Origin of the sequence: Cupriavidus neocaledonicus (genome assembly GCF_000372525.1) — a bacterium.
GTDB lineage: Bacteria > Pseudomonadota > Gammaproteobacteria > Burkholderiales > Burkholderiaceae > Cupriavidus > Cupriavidus neocaledonicus.
In genome coordinates this window covers 126,729-152,342 of record NZ_AQUR01000095.1, presented here as the reverse complement: position 1 = coordinate 152,342, position 25,614 = coordinate 126,729, and the positions used below count along the sequence as shown (strand labels likewise).

The window sequence follows — 25,614 nt, the reverse complement described above, 5'->3', positions numbered from 1 at the left end:
TCACCGGCGGCGAGGACGGGCTGCAGGGCATTCCGCGCGGCAAGCTGTTCGGCGTGCTGTCGTTGTCGGATGACCTGACGCTGTACTACGTGGCGCTGGTGATCATCGTCGCGGCGTTCGCGCTGATCGTGCGCACGGTGCATTCGCCGTTCGGCCAGATCCTGAAGGCGATCAAGGAGAACGAGCCGCGCGCGGTGTCGCTGGGCTATGACGTCGACCGCTTCAAGCTGACCGCGTTCGTGCTGTCGGCGGCGCTGTCGGGGCTGGCCGGCTCGATCAAGGCGCTGGTGCTCGGCTTCGAGACCCTGACCGACGTGCACTGGTCGATGTCGGGCTCGGTGATCCTGATGACGCTGGTCGGTGGCCTGGGCACGCTGTCGGGCCCGATCGTCGGCGCCTTCGTGATCGTCGCGCTCGAGAACAAGCTGGGCGACATCGGCAACTTCCTGGCGTCGGTGACCGGCATCTCGTGGTTCGGCACGCTGGGCGAGTCGGTGACGATGGTGACCGGCGTGATCTTCGTGATCTGCGTGCTGACCTTCCGCCGTGGCATCATGGGCGAATTGCTGGCGCGCTTCGGCGGCCACGCGGCGCGCAAGGAGTGACCGCGGGTCGACATGCCCGATTCTGGGGCTAGGGTTTTTTCTAGCTTGTCCTCCATGCACCGCTTCGTTACATTCCATATACGGTTTTCGCAGGTTAAATGGAGGCGGAAGCGAGGAGACGACAGGCGCGCACCCGGTGTCGGGTAGCAGCGTTATAAATAAAGGGCGTTGCCGGGTGATCCTCGGCAACGCTTTTTTCATTGGGCGTCCCGCGCGCATAGTGACGCTTTCGCACCATTCTGGGGCGTTCATGCCGCATCGGCATCACCTCGCCGCCCCACCCATGCGACAATGCGGGTGCTCCTTGCTGCCCGCCCATGTCTGCCACGGTCCCTCCTGATCCATCCCCCACTGTCCCGCAAGCGGGCGGCCATGTCGCGCCGCAGGTCCTGGTTCGCCTGGGGCAGGGCGCCGACGCGGCACCGGTGACGGACTGGCTGGACCGGATCCGGCCCTTGCCCGTGCCCGCCGCACGCGCGCGGCAACTGATGCTGGGCGAACTGCTGGCCCAGTCTGGGCGCGGCGTCTGCCTGCTGGCCAGCGACGCGCCGGACAGCGGTGGCCTGCTGGCCTGCCTGCCGGTGGCCTTGCTGCCCAGCCTCGAGCTGGCCGGCCTCGCCGCCTGCGCCAGCGAGTGGTGGGTAAGGCCAGAGCTGGACGCCGCCACCCGCCGCGCGTGCCTGGAAGCCTGCTGCGCCACGCTGGCCGACTGGGGCCGCGCGCACGGCATCCGCCACGCGCTGCTGGCGCCGGGGCTGGTTGCCGGCCACGGCGGCGCGCCGCCCGGCTTCCGCCTGCACGGCAACGGCATGTGGCACGCCAGCCTGGTGCCGGCGGCCAAGGTACTGGGCTGATCCGCTTTGCGCCGGCTGTACGCCGGCGCCGCTGTCGCGGCCATTGCTGGCCTTCCCTCCTTTCCTTTTCCCTTTTCGCTTTCCTGCAATGACGGAATTCGCATTCCTGGCGGTTGCCGCCTTTCTTGCCGGCCTGATCGACGCGGTCGCCGGCGGCGGCGGGCTGGTCCAGATCCCGGCGCTGTTCTCGGCCTATCCCAACCTGGCGCCGGCGACGCTGCTCGGCACCAACAAGGTCGGCTCGATCGCCGGCACCGCGAGCGCGGCGCTGCGCTACGGCCGCAGCGTGCGCATCTACTGGGGCGCGACCGCGCCGGCGGTGGTGGCGGCCTTTGCGTGCTCGATGGCCGGTGCCTGGGCGCTGACCATGATCCCGGCCGAGCCGCTGCGCAAGGCGCTGCCGTTCGTGCTGGTGGCGCTGCTGGTCTACACCGTCGCCAAGAAGGACCTGGGCGCCGAGCACGCGCCCACCCTGAGCCGCTGGGGCGAACGCGGTGCGGCGCTGCTGGCCGGCGCCGTGCTGGGCTTCTATGACGGCGTGTTCGGGCCGGGCACCGGCAGCTTCCTGATGATCGTGTTCGTGCGGGTGTTCGGCTATGACTTCCTGCACGCGGCGGCGTCGACCAAGCTGGTCAACCTGGCCACCAACCTGGCGGCGCTGCTGCTGCTCGCCAGCAAGGGCCATATCTGGTGGCAGCTGGGCCTGTTGATGGCGGTGGCCAACGTCGCCGGCAGCCAGGTCGGCAGCAAGCTGGCGCTGCGCCACGGCAGCGCCTTCGTGCGCAAGGTGTTTATCGTGGTGGTCAGCGCGTTGATCCTGAAGACCGCCTGGGACGCCTTCGTGCGCTGACCGCAAAGCCAGGCGGGGCGGGCGATGCGGGTTAATCCTCGCTGTTCGCGCCAGGGCCCTGTGATAGACTCGATCCGCATTCCCGACCGCACGGTCGGTGAATCACCGAAGCGCCTTTCCGGGGGAGTGGCGTGGACGGGAAATGGGGAGCGGCCTGGTGCCGTTCCTGGTTGTAGCGCAGGTGCCGGCGCTGTGCCTGCGTTGACCCGAGGGGTCGTCCAAAAAAATGGGGCATCCGCCGGCGGACGCCGGACGGATGCCTTTCCGTTTCAGGAACCGAAGGAGACAAGATGGATTTCAAGCGCGCCAGCCTGCTCGCAATCGCTGCGGCCAGCCTGGCTGCCGGGGCCGCCCAGGCGCAGGTCAAGGTCGGGGTGACGGTGTCGGCCACCGGTCCGGCGGCCTCGCTGGGCATTCCGGAAAAGAACACCTTCACGCTGATGCCCAAGGAGATCGCGGGCAAGAAGATCGAGTACATCGTGCTGGACGATGCCTCGGACACGACCACGGCGGTCAAGAACACGCGCAAGCTGATCAGCGAGGACAAGGTTGACGTGATGGTCGGCTCGACCGTGACGCCCAACTCGCTGGCGATGGTCGACGTGGTGGCCGAGAACGAGACGCCGATGATCACCATGGCCGCCTCGGCCCGCATCATCGAGCCGATGGACGCCAAGCGCGCCTGGGTCTTCAAGACCCCGCAGAACGACTCGCACATGGCCACCGCCATTGCCGAGCACATGAGCAACAACAACGTGAAGACGGTGGCGTTCATCGGCTTCGCGGATGCCTACGGCGACAGCTGGGCGCAGGAATTCGCCAAGGTGGCCGAGCTGCGCAAGATCAAGGTGGTCGCCAACGAGCGTTTCGCCCGTACCGATACCTCGGTCACCGGGCAAGTGCTGAAGATGATGGGCGCCAACGCCGACGCGGTGCTGATCGCCGGCTCGGGCACGCCGGCCGCGCTGCCGGCCAAGACGCTCAAGGAGCGCGGCTACAAGGGCAAGGTCTACCAGACCCATGGCGTAGCCAATGCCGACTTCCTGCGCGTGTGCGGCAAGGACTGCGAAGGCACCTTGCTGCCCGCCGGTCCGCTGCTGGTGGCCGAGCAGCTGCCCGACACCAATCCGGTGAAGAAGCCGGCGCTGACCTACAAGACCGCCTATGAGAAGGCCTTCGGCGGACAGGTCTCGACCTTCGGCGGCCACGCCTGGGACGCGGGCCTGATCCTGCAGCACGCCATCCCGGAAGCGCTGAAGAAGGGCCAGCCGGGCACCAAGGAGTTCCGCAAGGCACTGCGTGACGCCCTGGAGCAGACCAGGAACCTGCCGGTGTCGCACGGCATCATGAACATGAGCGCCACCGACCACCTCGGCTTCGACCAGCGCGCGCGCGTAATGGTGCAGATCGTCGACGGCAAGTGGAAGCTGCTGAAATAAGCGGCTGACCCCGGCGTCTGGCGCCGGCTGGCCAGGGCCAGCCGGAGTCGCAGTGAAGCAGGGCGCATGGCTGACCATGCGCCCTTTTTTCTGGCGCCGGCCCGGCGCCTGCGCGCCAACCTAGGGTTGCTCTGTATTTCCGCAATGCGCAACCCGTTTACTATTTCGTAACCCGAAGCGCACCACCCTGTCGGCCCGTCGGCGCCCCGCTGACCCCGTTCGATGCAGGCAGGTTTTCCAACAAGACGGGGAGACAATGGATCTATCTATCGCCGCCATCCTGGCGCAGGACGGCATCACCTCGGGCGCGATCTACGCGTTGCTGGCACTGGCGCTGGTGCTGGTGTTCTCGGTGACTCGCGTCATCTTCATTCCGCAGGGCGAATTCGTTGCCTATGGCGCGCTGACGCTGGCGGCGATGCAGGCCGGGCACGCGCCGCAAACCAGCTGGCTGCTGCTGGCGATGGGCGTGCTGACCTTTTTCTACGAGACCGTCACCGTGCTGCGCAGCGCCGAGCTGCGGCGCACGCTGGGCCAGCGCCTGGCGGTGCTGGCCGGCAAGTACCTGGTGTTCCCGCTGGCGGTGCACTGGGTGGTGCAGCAATATGGCGCGCAGCCGCTGCCGATGCTGGCGCAGGTCGCGCTGACGCTGCTGATCATCATCCCGCTGGGGCCGATGCTGTACCGGCTCGCCTACCAGCCGCTGGCCGAGGCCAGCACGCTGGTGCTGCTGATCGTCTCGGTGGGCGTGCACTTCGCGCTGGTGGGGCTGGGGCTGGTGATGTTCGGCGCCGAGGGCTCGCGCACCAGTCCGTTCTCGGATGCGCGCTTCGAGGTGGGCGCGCTCAGCATCTCGGGGCAGAGCCTGTGGGTGGTGGCGGTGTCGGCGCTGCTGATCGGCGCGCTGTACTTTTATTTCGAACGCACGCTGCAGGGCAAGGCGCTGCGCGCGACCGCGGTGAACCGGCTGGGCGCGCGCCTGGTCGGCATCGGCACCACGCAGGCAGGGCGCCTGTCGTTCACGCTGGCGGCGGCGATGGGCGCGCTGTGCGGCATCCTGATCGCGCCGCTGACCACGGTGTACTACGAGTCGGGTTTCCTGGTGGGCCTGAAGGGCTTTGTCGGCGCCATCGTCGGCGGGCTGGTGAGCTATCCGGTGGCGGCGCTGGGCGCGCTGCTGGTGGGGCTGCTGGAATCGTATTCGTCCTTCTGGGCCAGCGCGTTCAAGGAGGTCATCGTCTTCACACTGATCATTCCGGTGCTGCTGTGGCGCTCGCTGACGAGCAAGCATGTCGAGGAGGAGGAATAAGCCATGACCATGCTGACCGACAAGCACGCCGGCGTGGCCGGCGCCGAGGCCGGCAGCCGCGCGCGGCTGAACCGCAACCGGTTGCTGGTGCTGGCGCTGATCGTGGTGCTGGCGCTGTTGCCGGTGCTGCCGACGCCGGAGTTCTGGATCACGCTGGGCAACTACATCGGGCTCTACAGCATCGTCGCGATCGGGCTGGTGCTGCTCACCGGCGTGGGCGGCATGACCTCGTTCGGGCAGGCGGCGTTCGTGGGCCTGGGCGCGTACAGCACCGCGTACCTGACCACGCAGTTCGGGCTGTCGCCGTGGTTCGGCCTGCTGGTGGGGCTGGTGATCACGATGGCGTCGGCCTATGTGATCGGGCTGATCACGATGCGCATGTCCGGGCACTACCTGCCGCTGGCCACCATCGCCTGGGGCCTGTCGCTGTTCTTCCTGTTCGGCAACCTGGAGTTCCTGGGCAAGTATGACGGCCTCAACGGCATCCCGGTGCTGTCGTTCTTCGGCATCGAGCTGCAGTCCGGGCGTTCGATGTTCTACCTGATCTGGGCGGTGGTGCTGCTGGCGGTGCTGGCGATGCAGAACCTGCTGAACTCGCGCCCCGGGCGCGCCATCCGCGCGCTCAAGGGCGGCGGCGTGATGGCCGAGGCCATGGGCGTGAACACCGCGTGGATGAAGGTGGTGATCTTCGTGGTCGCGGCGATCCTCGCGTGCGTGTCGGGCTTCCTGTACGCACACCTGCAGCGCGCGGTGAACCCGACGCCGTTCGGGCTCAACTACGGCATCGAATACCTGTTCATGGCCGTGGTCGGCGGTGTCGGCCACGTGTGGGGCGCAGTATTGGGCGCGGGCATCCTGACCATCCTGAAGGATGTGCTGCAGGGCGTGCTGCCCAAGCTGCTCGGCGCCAACGGCAACTTCGAGATCATCGTCTTCGGCGTGCTGCTGGTGCTGCTGCTGCAGTACGCGCGCGATGGCATCTGGCCGTTCCTGCGGCGCCTGGTGCCGTCCGGCCCGCCGGTGCTGGCGCCGGGCCAGGCCGCGGGGCTGGCGGTGCGGCAGAAGCCCGAGGCGGGCGAGCTGATCCTGGACGTGCGTGCGGCACGCAAGCAGTTCGGCGGGCTGGTCGCGGTCAACGATGTCAGTTTCCAGGTGCGCGCCGGCGAAATCATCGGCCTGATCGGCCCCAATGGCGCGGGCAAGTCCACCACCTTCAATCTGGTGACCGGCGTGCTGCCGGTCTCGGGCGGCGAGGTGCGCTACCGCGGCGAGGTGATCTCGGGCCTGCCGTCGCGCGAGATCGTCAAGCGCGGCATCGGCCGCACCTTCCAGCACGTGCACCTGCTGCCGACCATGACGGTGCTCGAGAACGTCGCCATCGGCGCCCACCTGCGCGGCGACTTCCGCGCGCAGGGCGGCGTCTGCGCGGCGATCCTGCGCATGAACAAGGCCGAGGAAGAAAAGCTGCTGTTCGAGGCGAAGCGCCAGCTGGAGCGCGTCGGCCTGGCCGACTGCATGTACATGGAAGCCGGCAGCCTGGCGCTGGGGCAGCAGCGCATCCTGGAGATCGCGCGCGCGCTGTGCTGCGACCCGGCGCTGCTGCTGCTCGACGAGCCTGCCGCGGGCCTGCGCTACAAGGAAAAGCAGGCGCTGGCCGAACTGCTGCGCAAGCTGCGCGGCGAAGGCATGAGCGTGCTGCTGGTCGAGCACGACATGGACTTCGTGATGAACCTCACTGACCGGCTGGTGGTGATGGAGTTCGGCTCGCGCATCGCCGAGGGCGTGCCCGAGGAGGTGCAGAAGAACCCGGCGGTGCTGGAAGCCTACCTGGGCGGCGTGGAATGAATGTGGAGCAGGAACCCGACATGAGCCTGATTCTGGAAGTGAAGGACCTGCATGTGCGCTATGGCAAGGTCGAGGCGGTGCACGGTGCCAACCTGAAGGTCGAGGCCGGCCGCATCGTCACCGTGATCGGCCCGAATGGTGCCGGCAAGTCGACCATGCTCAATGCCATCATGGGCGCGCTGCCGGTGACGGGGTCGTCCAGCGGCACGGTCAGCTACCTGGGCCATGACCTGGCCGGCATCCCGGTGGAAGGGCGGGTTGCGCGCGGCATGTGCCTGGTGCCGGAAAAGCGCGAGCTATTCGCGTCGATGACGGTGGAGGACAACCTGCAGCTGGGTGCCTTTCGCCGCAAGCGCGCCGGCGACAAGCGTTACCTGGACCAGATGGAGGTGGTCTACGACCTGTTCCCGCGCCTGCGCGAGCGCGCACGCCAGGACGCCGGCACGCTCTCCGGCGGCGAGCGCCAGATGCTGGCGGTGGGCCGCGCGCTGATGGCCAAGCCGCAGTTGCTGATGCTGGACGAACCCAGCCTTGGCCTGGCCCCGCTGATCGTCAAGGAGATCTTCCATATCATCAGCAACCTGCGCCAGACCGGCGTGGCCACGTTGCTGATCGAGCAGAACGCGCGCGCGGCGCTGCAGGTGGCGGACTACGGTTACGTCATCGAGACCGGCGACATGGCGATGGAGGGGCCGGCCGATGAGCTGGCGGCCAACCCGAAGGTGATCGAAACCTACCTTGGGCTGGCTAAGAAAGCGGCTTGAAAAGCATTCTGTTCGCCGCAGGAATGAGGGCCCGCATTCGCGGGCCCTTTGTTATTGGTGCTGTGAATAACTTTGGGGATAACCGGATTTCACAAGGCTTTTTAACCCTGCCGCTGGATAGCCAGCATCAACGACGATTTTTATTCGTCGTATGGATGAAGTCGCAGATAGATGTGGCTTAAACATCCATTGTTCTGATACTGAGGTGTCACAGATTCATATGATGGATGGAGACTTTCATCTTCAGCATACAAATAGTCATGCAGCGAATAATTTGGCATTCTCCCTGGCGGTATCCGCGCTCGCGGTTTCCAGCAGCCATGCGCGAAAGCAATGCAACGCTGCATGATCGCGCCGTTCCCTTGGCACGCACAGGAAATAGCCGCGTTGCAGCGTAATCGGCAGGTCAAACGGTGCCGCCACGCGTCCCGCCGCAATTTCCTCGCGCACCAGGCAGCGCTGCAACACGGCCACGCCCATGTCGGCGCGCACTGCCTGGATCAGGATCGAGACCTGGTCGAACGCTGTGGATAACCGGGGCGCAGCGTTGGGTACGCCAGCCGCCTGGAGCCAGTTTTGCCAGTTCGCCGGCGCGGTGGTGTGGTAGAGCAGAGGCTCGTCGAGCAGCTCCGCGGGAGACTGCCAGCGGCCGGCCTCGCGCCGGGCGCGCGCGCGGTCCGGGTGGCAGACCGGCACCATTTCCCGACCGACCACGTAGTCGGCCTGCAGGCCGGGCCATTTGCCGGCTTCACCGGCCAGGATGGCGGCGTCGGGGGAGGGGCCGGACAAGTCTTCGTCACGCTGGTAGGGAACGAAGTCCAGCCGGATCTCCGGGTGGCGGCGGTGGAAATCCGGCAGCCGCGGCACCAGCCAGACACTGGCGAGGGTGGGCACCACCGACAGGGTGAGGTGGTGGCGGCGATCGCCGGCGCGCAAGGCGGCGCTGGCGTGCTCGATCGCGGCGAGGGGTTCGGCCACGGCATCGAGCAGTTGCCGCCCGGCGTCGGTCAGTCCCAGCCGGTGGGCATTTCGTTGCAGCAGCGGCTGGCCGAAATGCGCTTCCAGCCGGGCGATGGCGCGGCTGATCGCCCCCTGCGTCACGCACAGTTCCTCCGCAGCACGCGTGAAGCTGCCCAGCCGCGCCGCGGTGGCAAAGGCGTGTAACTCGGACATCGACGGGGAATGCAGCCGCATGGCGGAGGAGAGGGCGCGCAGAGCGGGCAGGGCGGTTTACCGCCCCCGGCGCAAGGATGATCTTTGGTAATGCAAAGGTGCAATATAGTCGTTTGCGCGCGGCCGGTAAACGGCTGACACTCGCCCGGTTCATGCACAAAACACCAACAGGAGAACCCCATGATCCGAGCCCGGATGTCCCGCCGCCAGCTGCTGCTGACCGGCACCGCCGCCACCGCCACGCTGGTCTTTGCCGGCAGCGCGCTGGCGCAGGCCAACTACCCGACTCGCCCGATCCGTCTGATCGTGCCGTTTGCCGCCGGCGGCTCCACCGACCTCTCGGCGCGCCTGGTGGCCGAGTTTGCCGGCCGTGAGCTGGGCCAGTCGATCGTCGTGGAGAACAAGGGCGGCGCCGGTGGTTCGCTGGGCATGGAGCAGGTCGCCAATGCCACGCCGGATGGCTACACCATCGGCATGGCCACGGTCAGCACGCATGGCTCCAACCCGGCCGTCTACCCCAAGCTCAAGTACGACCCGATCAAGGACTTTGCCCCGGTCACTAACGTGGTCGCGATCCCCAGCGTGTTCGCGGTGCACCCGAGCGTGCCGGCCAAGACCATGCAAGAGTTCATCGCCCTCGCCAAGGCCAACCCCGGCAAGTACAGCTTCGCCTCGCCTGGCGCCGGCTCGCTGGGCCACGTCAACATCGAGAACTTCATGATGCTGGCCAAGATCGACCTGCTGCATGTGCCGTACAAGGGCGCAGGGCTGGCGCTGAACGACGCCGTGGCCGGGCAGGTGAATGCCATCACCGACAACCTGTCGTCGACGCTGCCGCACGTGAAGGCGGGCCGGCTGCGCGCGCTGGCGGTGCTGGGTGCTGCCCGCTCCCCGCAGCTGCCCAACGTACCGACCTACGCCGAGCTGGGCTTCAAGGACATGGGTGAGGGCGGCTGGTTCGGCATTGTCGCGCCCGCCAATACGCCGCCTGCCATCGTCGCCAGGCTGAACCAGGCGATCCACAAGGCCATGCAGAACCCCGAGTTCAAGCGCAAGGTGGAAGAGTCCGGCGGCACCCTGGTGCCGACCACGCCGGAGCAGTTCAAGGCACAGATCCAGCAGGCCATGGCGCGCTACGCTCGCGTCGCCAAGGCCGCCGAGATCAAGCTGGACTAAGGCATGACGGAAGCAAGCAACCAGGCGGCCGCGCTGCCGCCGGTGATCGTGTGCCCGCCGCAAGGGCAGGCTCTGCCGCTGGTGTGCGATTCGCCGCACAGCGGGACCGTTTACCCGGCGGACTTCGGCGCCGCGGTGTCCGCCGCGCGCCTGCGCGGTGGCGAGGATACGCATGTGGACGCACTGTGGCAGGCCGTGCCCGCGGCGGGCGGCACGCTGATCGCGGCGACCTTTCCGCGCGTCTATATCGACCCCAACCGTATGGTCGATGACATCGATCCGGCGCAGGTCGACGGGACCTGGCCGACACCGCTGGCTCCGGGGCCGAAGACGCAGCTGGGCTACGGGCTGATCTGGAGCCGGATCGACGCGGCCACGCCGATCTACGATCGCCGGCTGTCCGTCGCGGAAGTGCAGGCCCGTATCGCGCGCTACTATCGGCCGTACCATGCGGCGCTGGCCGAGGCCGTAGAGGGCGCCTATGCCCGCTTTGGCGCACTCTGGCACCTGAACCTGCACTCCATGCCCAACAACGCGTATGAGCGCCTGAAGATCGCCAGCCCGCATCCTCTGGCGGACTTTGTGCTGGGCGATCGCGACGGCACGACGTGTGAGCCGGGAGTGGTGGATCTGGTCGAGCGCGAACTGCGCGGCATGGGCTACACCGTGGCGCGCAATGATCCGTATAAAGGCGTGCAGTTGATCGCGCAGATCGGGCGCCCGGCGGAGCGGCGCAACAGCCTGCAGATCGAGATCCGGCGACCGCTGTATATGGATGAGGTGACTCGAGAGCGCAATGCCGGCTTCGCCGTGCTGCAACGTGACCTGGGCAAGCTGACCGAGCAAGTGGCGGCCTATATCCGGTCCCAGCTCTGAGGCGCTTGTTCCACGTGAAACATACGGCCGGGCCTTGCGCCCGGCCTTTTCGTTTCACGTGAAACACAACGTCGTTTCCAGGCGACTGGCGACGTACCGAAAGCGCCATGTTTCACGTGAAACATGGTGTCCGCCGGAAAGTGATAACTCGAATGCCGCTATAATTTCGCATTCCCGTATTTTCCCGCCAGCCTCCCGGAGGAGGTGTCCCATGCTTTACCCGAAAGAATTCGATGTCATCGTCGTCGGCGGTGGCCATGCCGGCACTGAAGCCGCCCTTGCCGCGGCCCGCATGGGCTGCCAGACGCTGCTGCTGACCCATAACATCGAGACGCTTGGGCAGATGAGTTGCAACCCGTCGATCGGGGGCATTGGCAAGGGGCACCTGGTCAAGGAAGTCGACGCCATGGGCGGCGCCATGGCGGCGGCCACGGACGAGGCCGGCATCCAGTTCCGCATCCTGAATTCCAGCAAGGGACCGGCCGTGCGCGCCACGCGCGCGCAGGCGGACCGGGTGTTGTATCGCAAGGCGATCCGCACCCGGCTGGAAAACCAGCCGAACCTGATGCTGTTCCAGCAAGCCGTCGATGACCTGATGGTGGAGGGTGATCGTGTCGTGGGCGCCATGACGCAGGTCGGCATCGCCTTCCGCGCGCGTGCGGTCGTGCTGACCGCGGGTACCTTCCTCGACGGCAAGATCCATGTGGGGCTGGACAACTACACCGGCGGCCGCGCCGGCGACCCGGCCGCGGTGTCGCTGTCGGCACGCCTGAAGGACCTGAAGCTGCCGCAGGGCCGCCTGAAGACGGGTACGCCGCCGCGCATCGACGGTCGCACCATCGATTTTTCTGTGATGGAAGAGCAGCCTGGTGACCTGAATCCCGTGCCGGTGTTCTCCTTCCTGGGCCGGCCCGAACAGCACCCGCAGCAACTGCCGTGCTGGATCACCCATACCAATAGCCGTACCCACGACATTATCCGCGGCGGGCTGGACCGCTCGCCGATGTACACCGGCGTGATCGAGGGGGTAGGGCCGCGTTACTGCCCCAGCATCGAGGACAAGATCCATCGCTTTGCCAGCAAGGAAAGCCATCAGATCTTCCTGGAGCCGGAAGGCCTGACCACCAACGAGTTCTATCCCAACGGGATCTCGACCAGCCTGCCGTTCGATGTCCAGCTGGAGCTGGTGCACTCGATCCGTGGCCTGGAGAACGCCCATATCCTGCGTCCCGGCTATGCGATCGAATACGACTACTTCGATCCCCGCGGCCTGAAGGCATCGCTGGAGAGCAAGGCGATCCGGGGCCTGTTTTTCGCCGGCCAGATCAATGGCACGACCGGCTATGAAGAAGCCGCGGCGCAGGGCCTGCTGGCCGGTATCAATGCCGGTTGCTATGTGCGCGAGCGCGATCCGTGGACGCCGCGCCGCGACCAGGCTTACCTGGGTGTGCTGGTCGACGATCTGATCACGCGTGGTGTGACCGAGCCGTATCGGATGTTCACCAGCCGGGCGGAGTTCCGCCTGAGCCTGCGGGAAGACAACGCCGACATGCGGCTGACCGAGGCCGGCCGGGAACTGGGCGTGGTCGACGATGCGCGCTGGGACGCGTTCAACCGCAAGCGCGACGCTGTTTCACGTGAAACAGAACGCCTGAAGAGCACCTGGGTGAACCCGGCGATGCTGTCTGCCGAAGAGGCGGTGCCGTTGCTGGGCAAGCCGATCGAACGCGAGTACAGCCTGGCCGACCTGCTGCGTCGCCCGGAAGTCAGCTATGAGGCTCTGATGGCGCTGCAGGGCGGCCGCCATGCGCCGGAGGCCCCGCTGGATGCGGAGCCGATGCTGGCGGAGCAGATCCGCGAACAGATCGAAATCGGCATCAAGTACCACGGCTATATCGCCCGCCAGGCGGCCGAAGTCGACAAGCTGGAAGCCAACGAATCGACGCGCCTGCCGGAAGGGCTGGACTACACCGAAGTGCGCGGGCTGGGTTTTGAGGTCAGCCAGAAGCTGAACCAGCATCGACCGGAAACGCTGGGCCAGGCTTCGCGCATCTCGGGTGTGACGCCGGCGGCGGTCTCGCTGCTGTTGGTACACCTGAAGAAGAAGGGGCTCGGCCGCGGCCGTGCAGACGCCGGTGCTCCGTCCGGCAACGGTGAAGAGGCTGCCTGAGTGCCCGCTCCGCGACACACCATGACCGACGACGCCACGCAGCGTCGTCGCCTTGAAGCGGGTCTGGCCGAGATCGGGCTGGCCTTGGCGCCGGCCCGGATCGACACGCTGTTCGCGTACCTGGCCCTGCTGCGCAAATGGAATGGCGTCTACAACCTGACCGCCATCCGCCATCCCGATGAGATGCTTACGCATCACCTGCTGGATTCCCTTGCCGCGGTGCCCGCGCTAGCCGAAGCCGCCCGTGCTGACCAGGTGCAGGCGCCGGCGCGGGGCAGGGTGCTCGATGTGGGCTCGGGCGGCGGCATGCCCGGACTGCCCCTGGCCATCGCCTGTCCGGATGTGTCGGTGCTGATGGTCGACATCGTGCAGAAGAAGACCGCTTTCCTGACGCAGTGCCGCGCCCAACTCCGGCTGTCCAATGCCGCCGCGCATTGGGGCCCGGTGGAGAAGCTGGCCGATGCCGACGGCTTTGCCGTGATCACCTCGCGCGCGTTTGCCGAGCTGACGGATTTCGTCAGCCTGTCGGGCCAGTTGCTCGCGCCGCGCGGCAGGCTGATCGCGATGAAGGGGGTGTATCCGCAGGCCGAGCTGGACCGCATGGAAGCCGCCGGACTGATGGCGCAATGGCAGGTCGACGCCGTGCCGCGGCTGACCGTGCCCGGACTGGAGGCGGAGCGCCACCTGGTGGTGCTGTCGCGCCGCACGGTCACCCCCGCATGACCTATGCCGCGGCGCGCATGTGCGCCGCGAACTGCCAGCCGCGTGCTGGCCGGATGATTTGAAGCAGGAGCCGCAGGAGCTTATGGCCAAGGTATTCGTGATCGCAAACCAGAAGGGCGGGGTAGGCAAGACCACCACCACGGTGAACCTTGCCGCTGGCCTGGCGGCGCAGGGCCAGCGCGTGCTGCTGGTCGACCTGGACCCGCAGGGCAATGCCTCGATGGGCTCCGGCATCGACAAGCAGGCGCTGGAAACCAGCGTGTACCAGGTGCTGGTCGGACTGGCGGGCATCCCGCAGGCGCGCCAGCGCTCCGAAACGGGCAAGTATGACGTGCTGCCGGCCAACCGCGAGCTGGCCGGCGCGGAAGTGGAACTGGTCGAACTGGACCAGCGCGAGCGACGGCTGCGCCAGGCCATCGCGGAGGTCGACGGCGACTATGACTTCGTGCTGATCGATTGCCCGCCCTCGCTGTCGCTGCTGACGCTGAATGGCCTGTGCGCGGCGCACGGCGTGATCGTGCCGATGCAGTGTGAGTACTTTGCGCTGGAAGGGCTGTCGGACCTGGTCAATACCATCAAGCAGGTGCACGCCAACCTGAATCGCGACCTTCAGGTGATCGGCCTGCTGCGCGTGATGTTCGATCCGCGTGTGACGCTGCAGCAGCAGGTGTCGGCGCAACTGGAATCGCATTTCGGTGAGAAGGTCTTCAAGACCCTGATTCCACGCAATGTGCGGCTGGCCGAGGCACCGTCCTATGGCATGCCGGGCGTGGCGTTCGATCCGTCATCGAAGGGTGCCAAGGCGTACCTGGACTTCGGCGCCGAGATGATCGCGCGGGTCCGGCAGCTGGGCTGAACGAGAGGGCAAGAGCATGAGCACTGCAAAGAAGAAGGGCCTGGGCCGCGGCCTGGAAGCGCTGTTGGGCGGGCCCGCCGAAATCGTCGAGTCGGTCAAGCAGGAGGGTGCGCCCACCGTGCTGAACCTGAACCAGCTGCAGCCGGGCAAGTACCAGCCGCGAACGCGCATGGACGAGGGTGCGCTGCAGGAGCTAGCCGCGAGCATCCGCGCCCAGGGACTGATGCAGCCGATCCTGGTGCGGCGCGTGGCCGAGCCCGACCGCTACGAGATCATTGCCGGCGAGCGGCGCTTCCGCGCCTCTAAACTGGCCGGGCTGGACAAGGTGCCGGTGCTGGTCAAGGACGTGGCCGACGAAGCCGCGGCGGCGATGGCGCTGATCGAGAACATCCAGCGAGAGGACCTGAATCCGCTGGAAGAAGCGCAGGGCATCATGCGCCTGATCCGCGAGTTCAGTTTCACGCACGAGCAGGCGGCCGAGTCGGTGGGCCGCTCGCGCAGCGCGGTGTCGAACCTGCTGCGCCTGCTGAACCTGGCCGCGCCGGTGCAGACCATGCTGATGGCCGGCGACCTCGACATGGGCCACGCGCGCGCGCTGCTGGCGGTGGACGGTGCCAACCAGATCACGCTGGCCAACCAGATCGTCAACAAGCGGCTGTCGGTGCGCGAAACCGAGAAGCTGGTGGCCTCGACGCTCAAGCCGTTCGATCTGAAGTCGCTCAAGCAGAAGGGCACCAATAATGTGCGCGACGTCGCGCGGCTGGAAGAGGAGTTGTCGGATGCGCTCGGGCTGGCGGTGCAGATCAAGCTGTCGCCACGCGGCAAGGGCCAGCTGACGATCCACTTCAGCAACAACGATGCGCTCGAAGGGGTGCTGACGCGCTTGCGCGAATCGCGCGAAGGGCAGCAGGCTGCCTGATTTACTGCGCGATTAACGGCCATTGCTGCGGCGACTGTTGCGCGCACGCAGCACTGGTCGGGACGATCCGCGGTATACCTTGTGCCGGACCGGTAATCCCCCATCATGCGCAGGGTTCACTGCGCAATCCAATTACGTCAAACATCATTGCCACGCAATTTTCGCGCAGCCATCATGCCATCGTGATGGCAACCGTTGTGCGCAACGCACTGCAAGGTAAATGTAAGCAGATTGACGCGAATCAGTAGTTCCCCTTAAAATCGTGCGGTTTGAATTCTGGTCGGGCCGAAAAGTTCCGGCCCGGATAAGGCAGGCAGGTGGTGGTGCGAGACCGTCAGCAACGAGGCGCCGGGTCCCGTCAGGAAGATGACTGGGACGACTGGAAAGAAGGCGCGGACCGTGAGGAAGAGGCTGTCGATCCGCTGTCGCATGCCGAAGCGGTGACGCTGTTTGGCGAGCGCGCGCTGCGTCCTTCGCGCATGACCCCGGGCAAGGTTGTCCTGGCGCAGGTGGCGGTTTCCCTGCTGTCGGCACTGTGCTGGGCGCTGTTTGCGAAGGAGCCGGGGCCATATGGATGGTCGGCGCTGTTCGGCGGCATGGTGTGCTTCGTGCCGAGCGGGTTCTTCGCCTTCCGCCTGTGGCTGGCGCGCGATCGCGCTTCGGTAGGCGGACTGGTGTTGGGCGAGGCGATCAAGGTCTTTGCCACGGTGGCGCTGCTGGTGCTGGTCGTGGTGCTGTACCGCGATCTGCGCTGGGTGCCGATGCTGGTCACGTTCCTGCTGGCGCTGAAGACATACTGGGTGGTGGCCCTGGCCTTGCGCTAGGACCGCTGCTTGAAAACGGTGCTTCCTTTGCAAGTGGTGGCACCAAGACGGAATATCAAGAGTTTCCGTGACGGCTGCGGCGGGTTTCATGGCGCTGACACCGGGCACGGCCAAGGTTGGAAACCCGCTTGCATCGCGGTGACCGGCGAATCCGCCGAAGGCAATGCAAGACGCGTACCGGGCGCTGCACAAAACAGCGGCGCGCGGCCCGAAGATTTCGCAATATACCGTTCGATTCGACAATGGCAGAAGCTACCCAAAGCGCGGAACACGTGCTGACACCCTCCGGCTATATCGCCGAACACTTGCAGAACTTGAACTCGGTCGGCGGCAAGCAGGCGTCGGTGGTCGATTTCTCCGTGATCAACTATGACACGGTGTTCTGGTCGGTGCTGTGCGGCGCCATCGCCGTGCTGTTCCTGTATGCCGCCGCCCGCCGGGTCACCGCGGGCGTGCCGGGCCGCTTCCAGGCCTTCGTCGAGATGATCGTCGAGATGGTCGACGACCAGGCCAAGGGCATCATCCATGGCGACCGTTCGTGGATTGCCCCGCTGGCGCTGATGGTGTTCTGCTGGATCACCATGATGAACGCGATCGACCTGATCCCGGTGGACTGGGTCACCGGCCTGAACAAGGTCCTCGAGATTTTCCACATCCATATCCCCCACCACCGCGCGGTGGCCACGGCCGACCTGAACGGCACGCTGGGCATGTCGTGCGCCGTGCTGGTGCTGATGATCTACTACAGCTTCAAGATCAAGGGCGCGGGCGGCTTCATGCACGAGCTGTTCTCGGCCCCGTTCGGCGCCAAGTGGTACCTGGCCCCGTTCAACCTGGTCCTGAACATCATCGAATTCCTGGCCAAGGCCGTGTCGCTGGGCATGCGGTTGTTCGGCAACATGTACGCCGGCGAACTGGTGTTCCTGCTGATCGCTCTGCTGGGTTCGATCTGGACGTTCGGCGCGGACCTGTCGGCGCTGGGCTTTGTCGGCCATGTCGTGGCCGGTGCGGTCTGGGCGATCTTCCACATCCTGATCGTCCTGCTCCAGGCCTTCATTTTCATGATGCTGACGCTGGTGTACATCGGCCAGGCTCACGATCACCACTGATCACTGCAAGTTTCAGGTTTTTGGTTTTTTGGTTTTTTGGTTCTAAGTCTCTCTAAATTAAAGGAGTCATCATGCAAGCATTTCTCGCCAACATCCAGGGTCTGACCGCCATCGGTATCGGCATCATCATCGGCCTGGGCGCTATCGGCGCCTGCCTGGGCATCGCCCTGATGGGTGGCAAGTACATCGAAGCCTGCGCACGTCAGCCCGAGCTGATGAACCCGCTGCAAACCAAGATGTTCCTGCTGGCCGGCCTGATCGACGCGGCATTCCTGATCGGCGTGGGTGTTGCAATGCTGTTCGCGTTTGCCAACCCGCTGCTGGCTGTCATCCAGTAATTCTTTTCGGTCTGCATGATGCTGACGGGCGGCGCGGGCCACCAGCCTGGCCGCCTTTTGTGCATTTATCTGTAGTTTGATTACCGAAAGGAACACACCATGAATCTGAACGCAACGTTTTTTGCGCAGATGGTCGTGTTCTTCATCCTGTGGTGGGTTGTTGCCAAATTCATTTGGCCGCCGCTGGTGAAGGCGCTCGACGAACGCGCAAAGAAGATCGCCGATGGCCTCGCCGCTGCCGAGAAGGGCAAGGCCGAGCTTGAACTCGCCAACAAGCGTGTGGACCAGGCCCTGGCCGAAGCCCGCACCGAAGGCGCGCAACGTGTCGCTGACGCCGAGAAGCGCGCCCAGCTGACGGCCGACGAGATCAAGCAGAACGCCCAGGCAGAAGCCGCACGCATCATTGCCCAGGCCAAGGCCGAAGCCGAACAGCAAGCCACCCGCGCACGCGAAGCACTGCGTGACCAGGTTGCCGTGCTCGCCGTCAAGGGTGCCGAGCAGATCCTCAAGCGTGAAGTGAACGCGCAGGTCCACGCTGACCTGCTCAATCAACTCAAGGCTGAGCTCTAATCATGGCTGAAACCGCAACCATTGCCCGTCCCTACGCTGAGGCGCTGTTCCGCGTCGCCAGTGAATCGAGCGCAGGCAACCTGGGTGCATGGTCCGAGCTGGTGTCGGAGATGGGGCAGGTTGCCGCCAATCCCGACATGAAGGCGATCGCCGACGATCCGAACGTTCCCGGCGACAAGCTGGCCGAACTGTTCCTGTCGGTGCTGAAGTCCCCCGTCAGCGACGAAGCGCGCCGCTTCGTGCAGCTGCTGGTGGAAAACAATCGCCTGACGGTGATGCCTGACATCGCCGAACAGTTCCATGCGCTCAAGAACGCCCGCGAAGGGTCGTCCGACGTTGAAATCACCAGCGCTTTCCCGCTGGAAGATGGTCAGCTGAACGACCTCGTCGCCGCACTCGAACGCAAGTTCGGCCGCAAGCTGTACGCGCAGGTGGCGGTGGACCCGTCCCTGATCGGCGGCGTCAGCGTCAAGGTTGGCGACGAAGTGCTCGACACCTCCGTGCGCGCGCGCCTGGCAGCCATGCAAACCGCGCTGACCGCCGCCTGAGCGGCCGTCCGGCGGATTGAAGAATTAGGAGCATTGTGATGCAACTGAACCCCTCAGAAATCAGCGAGCTGATCAAGACCCGCATCTCGGGCCTTGGCGCCGAAGCTGAAGTGCGCAACACCGGCACGGTGATCTCCGTGACCGATGGTATCTGCCGCGTGCATGGCCTGTCTGGCGTGATGCAGGGCGAGATGCTGGAATTCCCCGGCAACACCTTCGGCCTCGCGCTGAACCTCGAGCGCGACTCGGTCGGCGCCGTGGTGCTGGGTGAGTACGAACACATTTCCGAAGGCGACACGGTCAAGTGCACCGGCCGCATTCTGGAAGTGCCGGTGGGCAAGGAACTGCTGGGCCGCGTGGTCAACACGCTGGGCCAGCCGATCGACGGCAAGGGCCCGATCAACGCCAAGGAAACGGACGTGATCGAGAAGGTCGCACCGGGCGTGATCGCGCGTCAGTCGGTGAGCCAGCCGGTGCAGACCGGCCTGAAGTCGATCGACGCGATGGTGCCGATCGGCCGTGGCCAGCGTGAGCTGATCATTGGCGACCGCCAGACCGGCAAGACCGCCGTCGCGGTCGACGCCATCATCAACCAGAAGGGCAAGGGCGTCTTCTGCGTGTACGTGGCAATCGGCCAGAAGGCTTCGACCATTGCCAACGTGGTGCGCAAGCTGGAAGAGCACGGCGCGATGGAATACACCGTCGTCGTCGCCGCCGCCGCCTCGGACTCGGCCGCCATGCAGTACCTGGCCGCCTACGCCGGCTGCACCATGGGCGAGTACTTCCGCGACCGCGGCGAAGACGCGCTGATCGTCTATGACGACCTGACCAAGCAAGCCTGGGCCTACCGCCAGGTGTCGCTGCTGCTGCGCCGCCCGCCGGGCCGCGAAGCCTACCCGGGCGACGTGTTCTACCTGCACTCGCGCCTGCTGGAGCGTGCCGCCCGCGTGAACGCCGACTACGTCGAGAAGTTCACCAACGGCGCCGTCAAGGGCAAGACCGGTTCGCTGACCGCGCTGCCGGTGATCGAAACGCAGGCCGGCGACGTGTCCGCGTTCGTGCCGACCAACGTGATCTCGATCACGGACGGCCAGATCTTCCTGGAAACCGACCTGTTCAACGCCGGTATCCGCCCCGCCATCAACGCCGGTATCTCGGTGTCGCGCGTCGGTGGTGCTGCGCAGACCAAGGTGGTGAAGAACCTGTCCGGCGGTATCCGTACCGACCTGGCCCAGTACCGTGAACTGGCTGCCTTCGCGCAGTTCGCCTCGGACCTGGACGATGCCACCCGCAAGCAGCTGGAGCGCGGCCGCCGCGTGACCGAACTGCTGAAGCAGCCGCAATACCAGCCGCTGCAGGTGTGGCAGCTGTCGGCTTCGCTGTTCGCCGCCAACAACGGCTTCCTCGACAACGTGGAAGTGAAGGACATCCTGCCGTTCGAGAAGGGCCTGCACGACCACCTGAAGACCAAGTACGCCGACCTCATCAACCGCATCGAAGAGACCAAGCAGCTCTCGAAGGAAGATGAAGCCGCCCTGCGTGCCGCTGTCGAGGATTTCAAGAAGTCCGCCGCGTTCTAACCGCGTAATTCCACGACATCGTCGCCGCGCCTGGCTCACGCCGGCGCGGCGATGGTTCGGATGGAGAGGAAGATATGGCCGGAACGAAAGAGATTCGAACCAAGATCAAGAGCGTGCAGAACACGCGCAAGATCACCAAGGCGATGGAGATGGTCGCCGCGTCCAAGATGCGCAAGGCGCAGGAGCGGATGCGCAACGCCCGTCCCTATGCCGAGAAGGTGCGCAACATCGCGGCGCACCTGGCTACGGCCAACCCCGAGTTCAAGCACCCGTTCATGCAGGAGCGCGAAGTCAAGCGCGTCGGCATGATCGTGGTCACGACCGACAAGGGGCTGTGCGGCGGCCTGAACACGAACGTGTTGCGCTCGGTGACCAATGAGCTGAAGGCCCTGCAAGGCCGTGGCGTGGATGTGCAAGTCACCGCCATCGGCACCAAGGGCATGCAGTTCCTGGGCCGGATCGGCGCCAAGGTGGTTTCGCACGTGGTGCACCTCGGTGACACCCCGCATCTGGAAAAGCTGATCGGCGCGATCAAGGTCCAGCTCGACGCTTTCACCAATGGTGAAGTCGACGCGGTGTACGTGGCGTACACCAAGTTCATCAATACGATGAAGCAGGAACCGATGGTTGAGCAGCTGCTGCCGCTCGCCGCCGACAAGCTGTCGCAGACCGAAGAAGAGAAGCGCGCCTACTCGTGGGACTACATCTACGAGCCTGACGCCCAGACCGTCGTGGAAGAGCTGCTGGTCCGCTACGTCGAGGCGCTGGTGTACCAGGCCGTGGCCGAGAACATGGCGTCCGAGCAGTCGGCGCGCATGGTGGCCATGAAGGCTGCGTCCGACAACGCCAAGAACGTGATCGGCGAACTGCAACTGGTCTACAACAAGACCCGTCAGGCCGCGATCACCAAGGAACTGTCGGAAATCGTCAGCGGTGCAGCTGCGGTCTAAGGTGTCACGAATTCAAGCTATCGGAGATACGAAATGAGTATCGGAAATATTGTGCAGTGTATTGGCGCCGTGGTGGACATCGAGTTCCCCCGCGACGCAATGCCGAAGGTGTACGACGCGCTCGTGCTGGAAGAATCCGGCGACGCCTCGTTCGCCGAGAAGGGCCTGACCTTCGAAGTCCAGCAACAGCTGGGCGACGGCGTGGTGCGTACCATTGCCCTGGGCTCGTCGGACGGCCTGCGCCGCGGCATGGCAGTGAAGAGCACCGGCGCCCCGATTTCGGTGCCGGTTGGCCACGGCACCCTGGGCCGCATCATGGACGTGCTGGGTCGCCCGATCGACGAAGCCGGCCCGATCGCCTCGGACGAACTGCGTGCGATTCACCAGAAGGCACCGAAGTTCGATGAACTGTCGCCTTCCGTTGACCTGCTCGAAACCGGCATCAAGGTGATCGACCTGGTCTGCCCGTTCGCCAAGGGCGGCAAGGTGGGCCTGTTCGGTGGCGCCGGCGTGGGCAAGACCGTCAACATGATGGAGCTCATCAACAACATCGCCAAGCAGCACAGCGGTCTGTCGGTGTTTGCCGGCGTGGGCGAGCGTACCCGTGAAGGGAACGACTTCTACCACGAAATGAAGGACTCGAACGTGCTCGACAAGGTGGCCATGGTGTTCGGCCAGATGAACGAGCCGCCGGGCAACCGCCTGCGCGTGGCGCTGACCGGCCTGACCATGGCCGAGCGCTTCCGCGACGAAGGCCGTGACATCCTGTTCTTCGTCGACAACATCTACCGCTACACCCTGGCCGGTACCGAAGTGTCGGCACTGCTGGGCCGTATGCCTTCCGCAGTGGGCTACCAGCCGACGCTGGCCGAAGAAATGGGCAAGCTGCAGGAGCGTATTACGTCGACCAAGACCGGCTCGATTACGTCGATCCAGGCCGTGTACGTGCCTGCGGATGACTTGACCGACCCGTCGCCGGCCACGACCTTCCTGCACCTGGACTCGACCGTGGTGCTGTCGCGTGACATCGCCGCGCTGGGTATCTACCCCGCCGTGGACCCGCTCGACTCGACCTCGCGCCAGCTGGACCCGCAAGTGGTCGGCACCGAGCACTACGAAGTCGCCCGCCGCGTGCAGCAGACCCTGCAGCGCTACAAGGAACTGCGCGACATCATCGCGATTCTGGGCATGGACGAACTGTCGCCGGAAGACAAGCTGGCCGTGTCCCGCGCCCGCAAGATCCAGCGTTTCCTGTCGCAGCCGTTCCACGTGGCCGAAGTGTTCACGGGTTCGCCGGGCAAGTACGTGCCGCTGAAGGAAACCATCCGCGGCTTCAAGATGCTGGTCGACGGCGAGTGCGATCACCTGCCCGAGCAGGCGTTCTACATGGTCGGCTCGATCGACGAGGCCTTCGAGAAGGCCAAGAAGCTCCAGTAAGCCTTGCTTGTCGTTCCCGCGCCAGCGGGAGCGAAGGCAGGCCCGGTTCGGTCCGGGCCTGCCGCCTGAGCGAAGCGATTGGAGAAAGGATCAGATATGGCAACCATTCTTGTAGACGTCGTCAGCGCGGAAGCGTCGATCTTCTCCGGCCAGGCGAAGTTCGTGGCGCTGCCGGGCGAGTCGGGTGAGCTGGGCATCCTGCCCGGCCACACGCCGCTGATCACGCGCATCCAGCCGGGTGCGGTGCGCATCGAGAAAGAAGACGGCAGCGAAGAGTTCGTGTTCGTTGCCGGCGGCATTCTCGAAGTGCAGCCCAAGCACGTCACCGTGCTGGCCGACACCGCGATCCGCGGTGGCGACCTGGACGAAGCCAAGGCCCAGGAAGCCAAGCGTGCCGCCGAGGAGCTGATGCAGAACCAGAGCAGCGACCTCGACCTGGCCCGCGCCCAGAGCGAACTGGCCGTGGCCGCCGCGCAACTGGCAGCGATTGCCCGTCTGCGGCGGAAGAAGTAAGTATCGGGCAGGACTGTCGCATTGTTGTTTTTTCGATGCGACATTTAAAAAAGGCAGCCGCGAGGCTGCCTTTTTTATGGGCGCGGCGATATGCTTTTGCCGCGCCTGGACAAAAAAAAAGCGCGCGGGCCGGGGAGGCTCCGCGCGGACGGGAAAATCCCTTCGAGGGGTCAATTCGAAGGAACGGGTTCGGTCCAGGTCGACAAGCAAGGCGCAACGGATATCCAAATATCCGCCCACAGGCCGCAAAGGCCACGCGCTGCAAGGCTCTTCCTGGTGCTCCGGTCCAGCGCGCTTTACGCTGGATCGGAAAATCGGGTTACTGCCGGAAACGCTACAAAAAGGCTTTCTTCACCACGCCCCTTTAGTCTGCACTGCCATATTCACCGGGGCGCCACGCCCGCAGCGCGGGTGTGTCAATGCATTGTGGGGGAAACTCCCTGGCATGGCAGTAACAAAATGTATCGTTTTGAAAGAAGTTGAAAGCCGGAGCGCTTAAAATCCGGCGTGATCGGCATATTTTCGCGCCTTGTCGTCACGTTTTGCGGCGCCAGGTGTTGCGGGATTATCTTTATATCCGTGGTTTCTATGTTCGTTTCCGCACCAAATCCTGCGTGACAATTGCGGTTACGATTGATCCGCCCGCGGGGTTACAAGTCTGCTCCATGCCTCCCCCCGTGCACTTCATAGCCCACTTCCACACATCCGGAGACGCCATGCAGCCTGAGATGCACCAAGCCATACCAGCCATGCTGGCGATGAAGACCGTCGCCGTGGTCGGCCTGTCCGACCGCCCGGAGCGGCCCAGCCATGAGGTCGCCGAATTCCTGCAGGGCCACGGCTTCCGCATCGTCCCGGTCAATCCGCGCCATGCCGGCGAACGCATCCTGGGCGAGATCTGCCACGCCACGTTGCGCGATGCGGCCGTTGCAGCCGCGGCGGCCGGCGCGCCCATCGCATGGGTCGATATCTTCCGCCGCGCCGAGGACACCCCGGGGGTGGTCGACGAAGCCATCGCCATCGGCGCGCGCGGGGTCTGGCTGCAGCTCGGCATCGTCAACGACCAGGCGGTGCGCCGCGCCACCGAGGCGGGGCTGCTGGCGGTGCAGGACTGTTGCAGCAAGATCGAGTTGACACGCCAGCTTGGCGGCGTCTGATTCCCGCTATCCTTCATCCCTCCCGATTTCCCGCCGCCGACCATGGCCATCGATCCGCAACTGCTCGCCTATTACCGCCGCCTGGCCGAACGCTACGCCACGGCGCCGGTGCCGGAGAACGTCGCGGCGCAGCGCGCCCGCTTCGCCGAGATTGCCGCCACCTCGTTGCGCCCCGATCCGGAGGGCTTGGTCGTGCAGCAGCTGGACCTCGCGCTGGCCGGCCGCACGCTCGGGGCACGGCTGTTCCGTCCGGCCGGCGTGGCCACGCCGCGGCTGATGGTGTACTTCCACGGCGGCGGCTGGGTGGTCGGCTCGACCCAGACGCACCATACCGTCGCGGCCTTGCTCGCGGCCGATACCGGCTGTGCCGTGGCCAGCGTCGATTACCGGCTGGCCCCTGAACACGCCTTCCCGGCGCCTTGCGACGACGCCGCCGAAGCCGTCCTGTGGCTCGCCGGCCAGCGCCAGGCGCTGGGGCTGGCGTCCGACTTCCTGGCGGTGGCCGGCGACAGCGCCGGCGGGCACCTTGCCGCGCAGGCAGCGCAGCGGCTCAACGCCGGCGACGGCTTGCGGGTCGACGCCCAGCTGCTGATTTATCCGGTCGTGGCACCGGTGCTCAGCACCGAAAGCTATCGCGCCTTCGCCGACGGCCCCGGGCTGACGCGTGACGAGATGGCCTGGTTCTGGACCCAGTTCATCGGCGCCGAGGCGCTGGCGCAGGGCGCTGCCCACGCCGATCCGCGCGTGCACCTGATGGCCGCGCCGCCGGTGCGGCCGCCGGCCACCGTGCTGATGGTGGCGGCGCACGATGTGCTGCGCGACGACGGCCTGGCCTATGCCGACTTCCTGGTGCGCCACGACGCCCCGGTCATCACCATCGAAGCCAGCGGCATGACCCATGGCTTCGCGCGGCTGCAGCCCGAGGCGGACCGCGCTCGGGAATGGATGCGTCGCGCCGCAGCGGCGTTCGCGGGGATGATCGACGACGCCTGAGCGGCATCCGCCTGCGGCCATCCCTTAGAATGGCGG

Annotated in this window: 26 protein-coding genes; 25 read left to right on the top strand and 1 reads right to left on the bottom strand. The window is 65.6% G+C overall.

The window, feature by feature from the left end; translation table 11 throughout:
- The 8 genes from A3AG_RS31665 to A3AG_RS33985 all read left to right on the top strand — a co-directional run.
- Positions 1 to 605 (top strand): branched-chain amino acid ABC transporter permease (locus A3AG_RS31665; protein WP_018006215.1); only part of this gene is annotated, 605 nt, incomplete at its 5' end.
- Between the two features lie 317 nt (positions 606 to 922).
- On the top strand, positions 923 to 1,459 hold the full coding sequence (locus A3AG_RS0115085; protein ID WP_018006214.1) for a hypothetical protein: 537 nt from the start codon (positions 923 to 925) through the stop codon (positions 1,457 to 1,459).
- An 88-nt stretch (positions 1,460 to 1,547) separates the two neighbouring features.
- Positions 1,548 to 2,309, top strand: a complete 762-nt coding sequence (locus tag A3AG_RS0115080) for a sulfite exporter TauE/SafE family protein (protein WP_018006213.1) — start codon at positions 1,548 to 1,550, stop codon at positions 2,307 to 2,309.
- A gap of 290 nt (positions 2,310 to 2,599) precedes the next feature.
- Positions 2,600 to 3,748 (top strand): ABC transporter substrate-binding protein, encoded by a 1,149-nt coding sequence (locus tag A3AG_RS0115075; protein ID WP_018006212.1) that lies wholly within the window; start codon positions 2,600 to 2,602, stop codon positions 3,746 to 3,748.
- Between the two features lie 256 nt (positions 3,749 to 4,004).
- Complete coding sequence (locus A3AG_RS0115070; protein ID WP_018006211.1) at positions 4,005 to 5,057, top strand: branched-chain amino acid ABC transporter permease; 1,053 nt, start codon at positions 4,005 to 4,007, stop codon at positions 5,055 to 5,057.
- Between the two features lie 3 nt (positions 5,058 to 5,060).
- The gene (locus A3AG_RS0115065) at positions 5,061 to 6,902 is read left to right on the top strand and encodes a branched-chain amino acid ABC transporter ATP-binding protein/permease (RefSeq protein ID WP_018006210.1); all 1,842 of its coding nucleotides are present in this window, start codon (positions 5,061 to 5,063) and stop codon (positions 6,900 to 6,902) included.
- A gap of 20 nt (positions 6,903 to 6,922) precedes the next feature.
- Positions 6,923 to 7,666 carry an ABC transporter ATP-binding protein gene (locus tag A3AG_RS0115060; RefSeq protein WP_026164206.1) on the top strand — a complete coding sequence of 248 codons (744 nt, stop codon included), beginning with the start codon at positions 6,923 to 6,925 and terminating at the stop codon, positions 7,664 to 7,666.
- Positions 7,663 to 7,848 (top strand): hypothetical protein, encoded by a 186-nt coding sequence (locus tag A3AG_RS33985; RefSeq protein WP_145987514.1) that lies wholly within the window; start codon positions 7,663 to 7,665, stop codon positions 7,846 to 7,848. Before A3AG_RS0115060 ends, A3AG_RS33985 begins: the two co-directional genes overlap by 4 nt.
- 76 nt (positions 7,849 to 7,924) lie before the next feature.
- On the opposite strand, the gene A3AG_RS0115055 is transcribed toward A3AG_RS33985, so the two are convergent.
- Positions 7,925 to 8,860, bottom strand: a complete 936-nt coding sequence (locus tag A3AG_RS0115055) for a LysR substrate-binding domain-containing protein (RefSeq protein ID WP_018006208.1) — start codon at positions 8,858 to 8,860, stop codon at positions 7,925 to 7,927.
- A 159-nt stretch (positions 8,861 to 9,019) separates the two neighbouring features.
- Here A3AG_RS0115055 and A3AG_RS0115050 point away from each other — a divergent pair, with 159 nt between their 5' ends.
- The 17 genes from A3AG_RS0115050 (at position 9,020) to A3AG_RS0114970 (ending at position 25,578) form a co-directional block, all read left to right on the top strand.
- Positions 9,020 to 10,015 carry a Bug family tripartite tricarboxylate transporter substrate binding protein gene (locus A3AG_RS0115050; RefSeq protein WP_018006207.1) on the top strand — a complete coding sequence of 332 codons (996 nt, stop codon included), beginning with the start codon at positions 9,020 to 9,022 and terminating at the stop codon, positions 10,013 to 10,015.
- A gap of 3 nt (positions 10,016 to 10,018) precedes the next feature.
- Positions 10,019 to 10,891 (top strand): N-formylglutamate amidohydrolase, encoded by an 873-nt coding sequence (locus A3AG_RS0115045; protein ID WP_018006206.1) that lies wholly within the window; start codon positions 10,019 to 10,021, stop codon positions 10,889 to 10,891.
- A gap of 211 nt (positions 10,892 to 11,102) precedes the next feature.
- Positions 11,103 to 13,061 carry a tRNA uridine-5-carboxymethylaminomethyl(34) synthesis enzyme MnmG gene (gene mnmG, locus A3AG_RS0115040; RefSeq protein WP_018006205.1) on the top strand — a complete coding sequence of 653 codons (1,959 nt, stop codon included), beginning with the start codon at positions 11,103 to 11,105 and terminating at the stop codon, positions 13,059 to 13,061.
- Positions 13,062 to 13,082: 21 nt separating this feature from the next.
- A complete protein-coding gene (gene rsmG, locus A3AG_RS0115035; protein ID WP_018006204.1) occupies positions 13,083 to 13,784 on the top strand; it encodes a 16S rRNA (guanine(527)-N(7))-methyltransferase RsmG in 702 nt (233 codons plus the stop codon).
- A gap of 82 nt (positions 13,785 to 13,866) precedes the next feature.
- The gene (locus A3AG_RS0115030; protein WP_012354286.1) at positions 13,867 to 14,640 is read left to right on the top strand and encodes a ParA family protein; all 774 of its coding nucleotides are present in this window, start codon (positions 13,867 to 13,869) and stop codon (positions 14,638 to 14,640) included.
- 16 nt (positions 14,641 to 14,656) lie between these two features.
- The gene (locus A3AG_RS0115025; RefSeq protein ID WP_018006203.1) at positions 14,657 to 15,559 is read left to right on the top strand and encodes a ParB/RepB/Spo0J family partition protein; all 903 of its coding nucleotides are present in this window, start codon (positions 14,657 to 14,659) and stop codon (positions 15,557 to 15,559) included.
- Positions 15,560 to 15,876: 317 nt separating this feature from the next.
- Positions 15,877 to 16,383 carry an ATP synthase subunit I gene (locus tag A3AG_RS0115020; RefSeq protein ID WP_012354284.1) on the top strand — a complete coding sequence of 169 codons (507 nt, stop codon included), beginning with the start codon at positions 15,877 to 15,879 and terminating at the stop codon, positions 16,381 to 16,383.
- A 242-nt stretch (positions 16,384 to 16,625) separates the two neighbouring features.
- Positions 16,626 to 17,492: a F0F1 ATP synthase subunit A gene (gene atpB / locus A3AG_RS0115015; protein ID WP_035848827.1), complete on the top strand. Its 867-nt coding sequence runs from the start codon at positions 16,626 to 16,628 to the stop codon at positions 17,490 to 17,492.
- 71 nt (positions 17,493 to 17,563) lie between these two features.
- Positions 17,564 to 17,830 (top strand): F0F1 ATP synthase subunit C, encoded by a 267-nt coding sequence (gene atpE / locus A3AG_RS0115010; RefSeq protein ID WP_011299478.1) that lies wholly within the window; start codon positions 17,564 to 17,566, stop codon positions 17,828 to 17,830.
- A gap of 99 nt (positions 17,831 to 17,929) precedes the next feature.
- Positions 17,930 to 18,400: a F0F1 ATP synthase subunit B gene (locus A3AG_RS0115005; protein WP_018006202.1), complete on the top strand. Its 471-nt coding sequence runs from the start codon at positions 17,930 to 17,932 to the stop codon at positions 18,398 to 18,400.
- A gap of 2 nt (positions 18,401 to 18,402) precedes the next feature.
- The gene (locus A3AG_RS0115000; RefSeq protein ID WP_018006201.1) at positions 18,403 to 18,948 is read left to right on the top strand and encodes a F0F1 ATP synthase subunit delta; all 546 of its coding nucleotides are present in this window, start codon (positions 18,403 to 18,405) and stop codon (positions 18,946 to 18,948) included.
- 38 nt (positions 18,949 to 18,986) lie between these two features.
- The gene (atpA, locus tag A3AG_RS0114995) at positions 18,987 to 20,528 is read left to right on the top strand and encodes a F0F1 ATP synthase subunit alpha (protein WP_018006200.1); all 1,542 of its coding nucleotides are present in this window, start codon (positions 18,987 to 18,989) and stop codon (positions 20,526 to 20,528) included.
- Between the two features lie 74 nt (positions 20,529 to 20,602).
- Positions 20,603 to 21,478 carry a F0F1 ATP synthase subunit gamma gene (atpG, locus tag A3AG_RS0114990; RefSeq protein WP_018006199.1) on the top strand — a complete coding sequence of 292 codons (876 nt, stop codon included), beginning with the start codon at positions 20,603 to 20,605 and terminating at the stop codon, positions 21,476 to 21,478.
- 33 nt (positions 21,479 to 21,511) lie between these two features.
- Positions 21,512 to 22,915: a F0F1 ATP synthase subunit beta gene (atpD, locus tag A3AG_RS0114985; RefSeq protein WP_018006198.1), complete on the top strand. Its 1,404-nt coding sequence runs from the start codon at positions 21,512 to 21,514 to the stop codon at positions 22,913 to 22,915.
- A 96-nt stretch (positions 22,916 to 23,011) separates the two neighbouring features.
- Entirely contained in the window at positions 23,012 to 23,428 is a 417-nt protein-coding gene (locus A3AG_RS0114980) for a F0F1 ATP synthase subunit epsilon (RefSeq protein ID WP_010811262.1), read from the top strand.
- Positions 23,429 to 24,144: 716 nt separating this feature from the next.
- Positions 24,145 to 24,585 (top strand): CoA-binding protein, encoded by a 441-nt coding sequence (locus tag A3AG_RS0114975; RefSeq protein ID WP_018006197.1) that lies wholly within the window; start codon positions 24,145 to 24,147, stop codon positions 24,583 to 24,585.
- A gap of 42 nt (positions 24,586 to 24,627) precedes the next feature.
- Complete coding sequence (locus A3AG_RS0114970; protein ID WP_018006196.1) at positions 24,628 to 25,578, top strand: alpha/beta hydrolase; 951 nt, start codon at positions 24,628 to 24,630, stop codon at positions 25,576 to 25,578.
- Positions 25,579 to 25,614 lie beyond the last annotated feature (36 nt).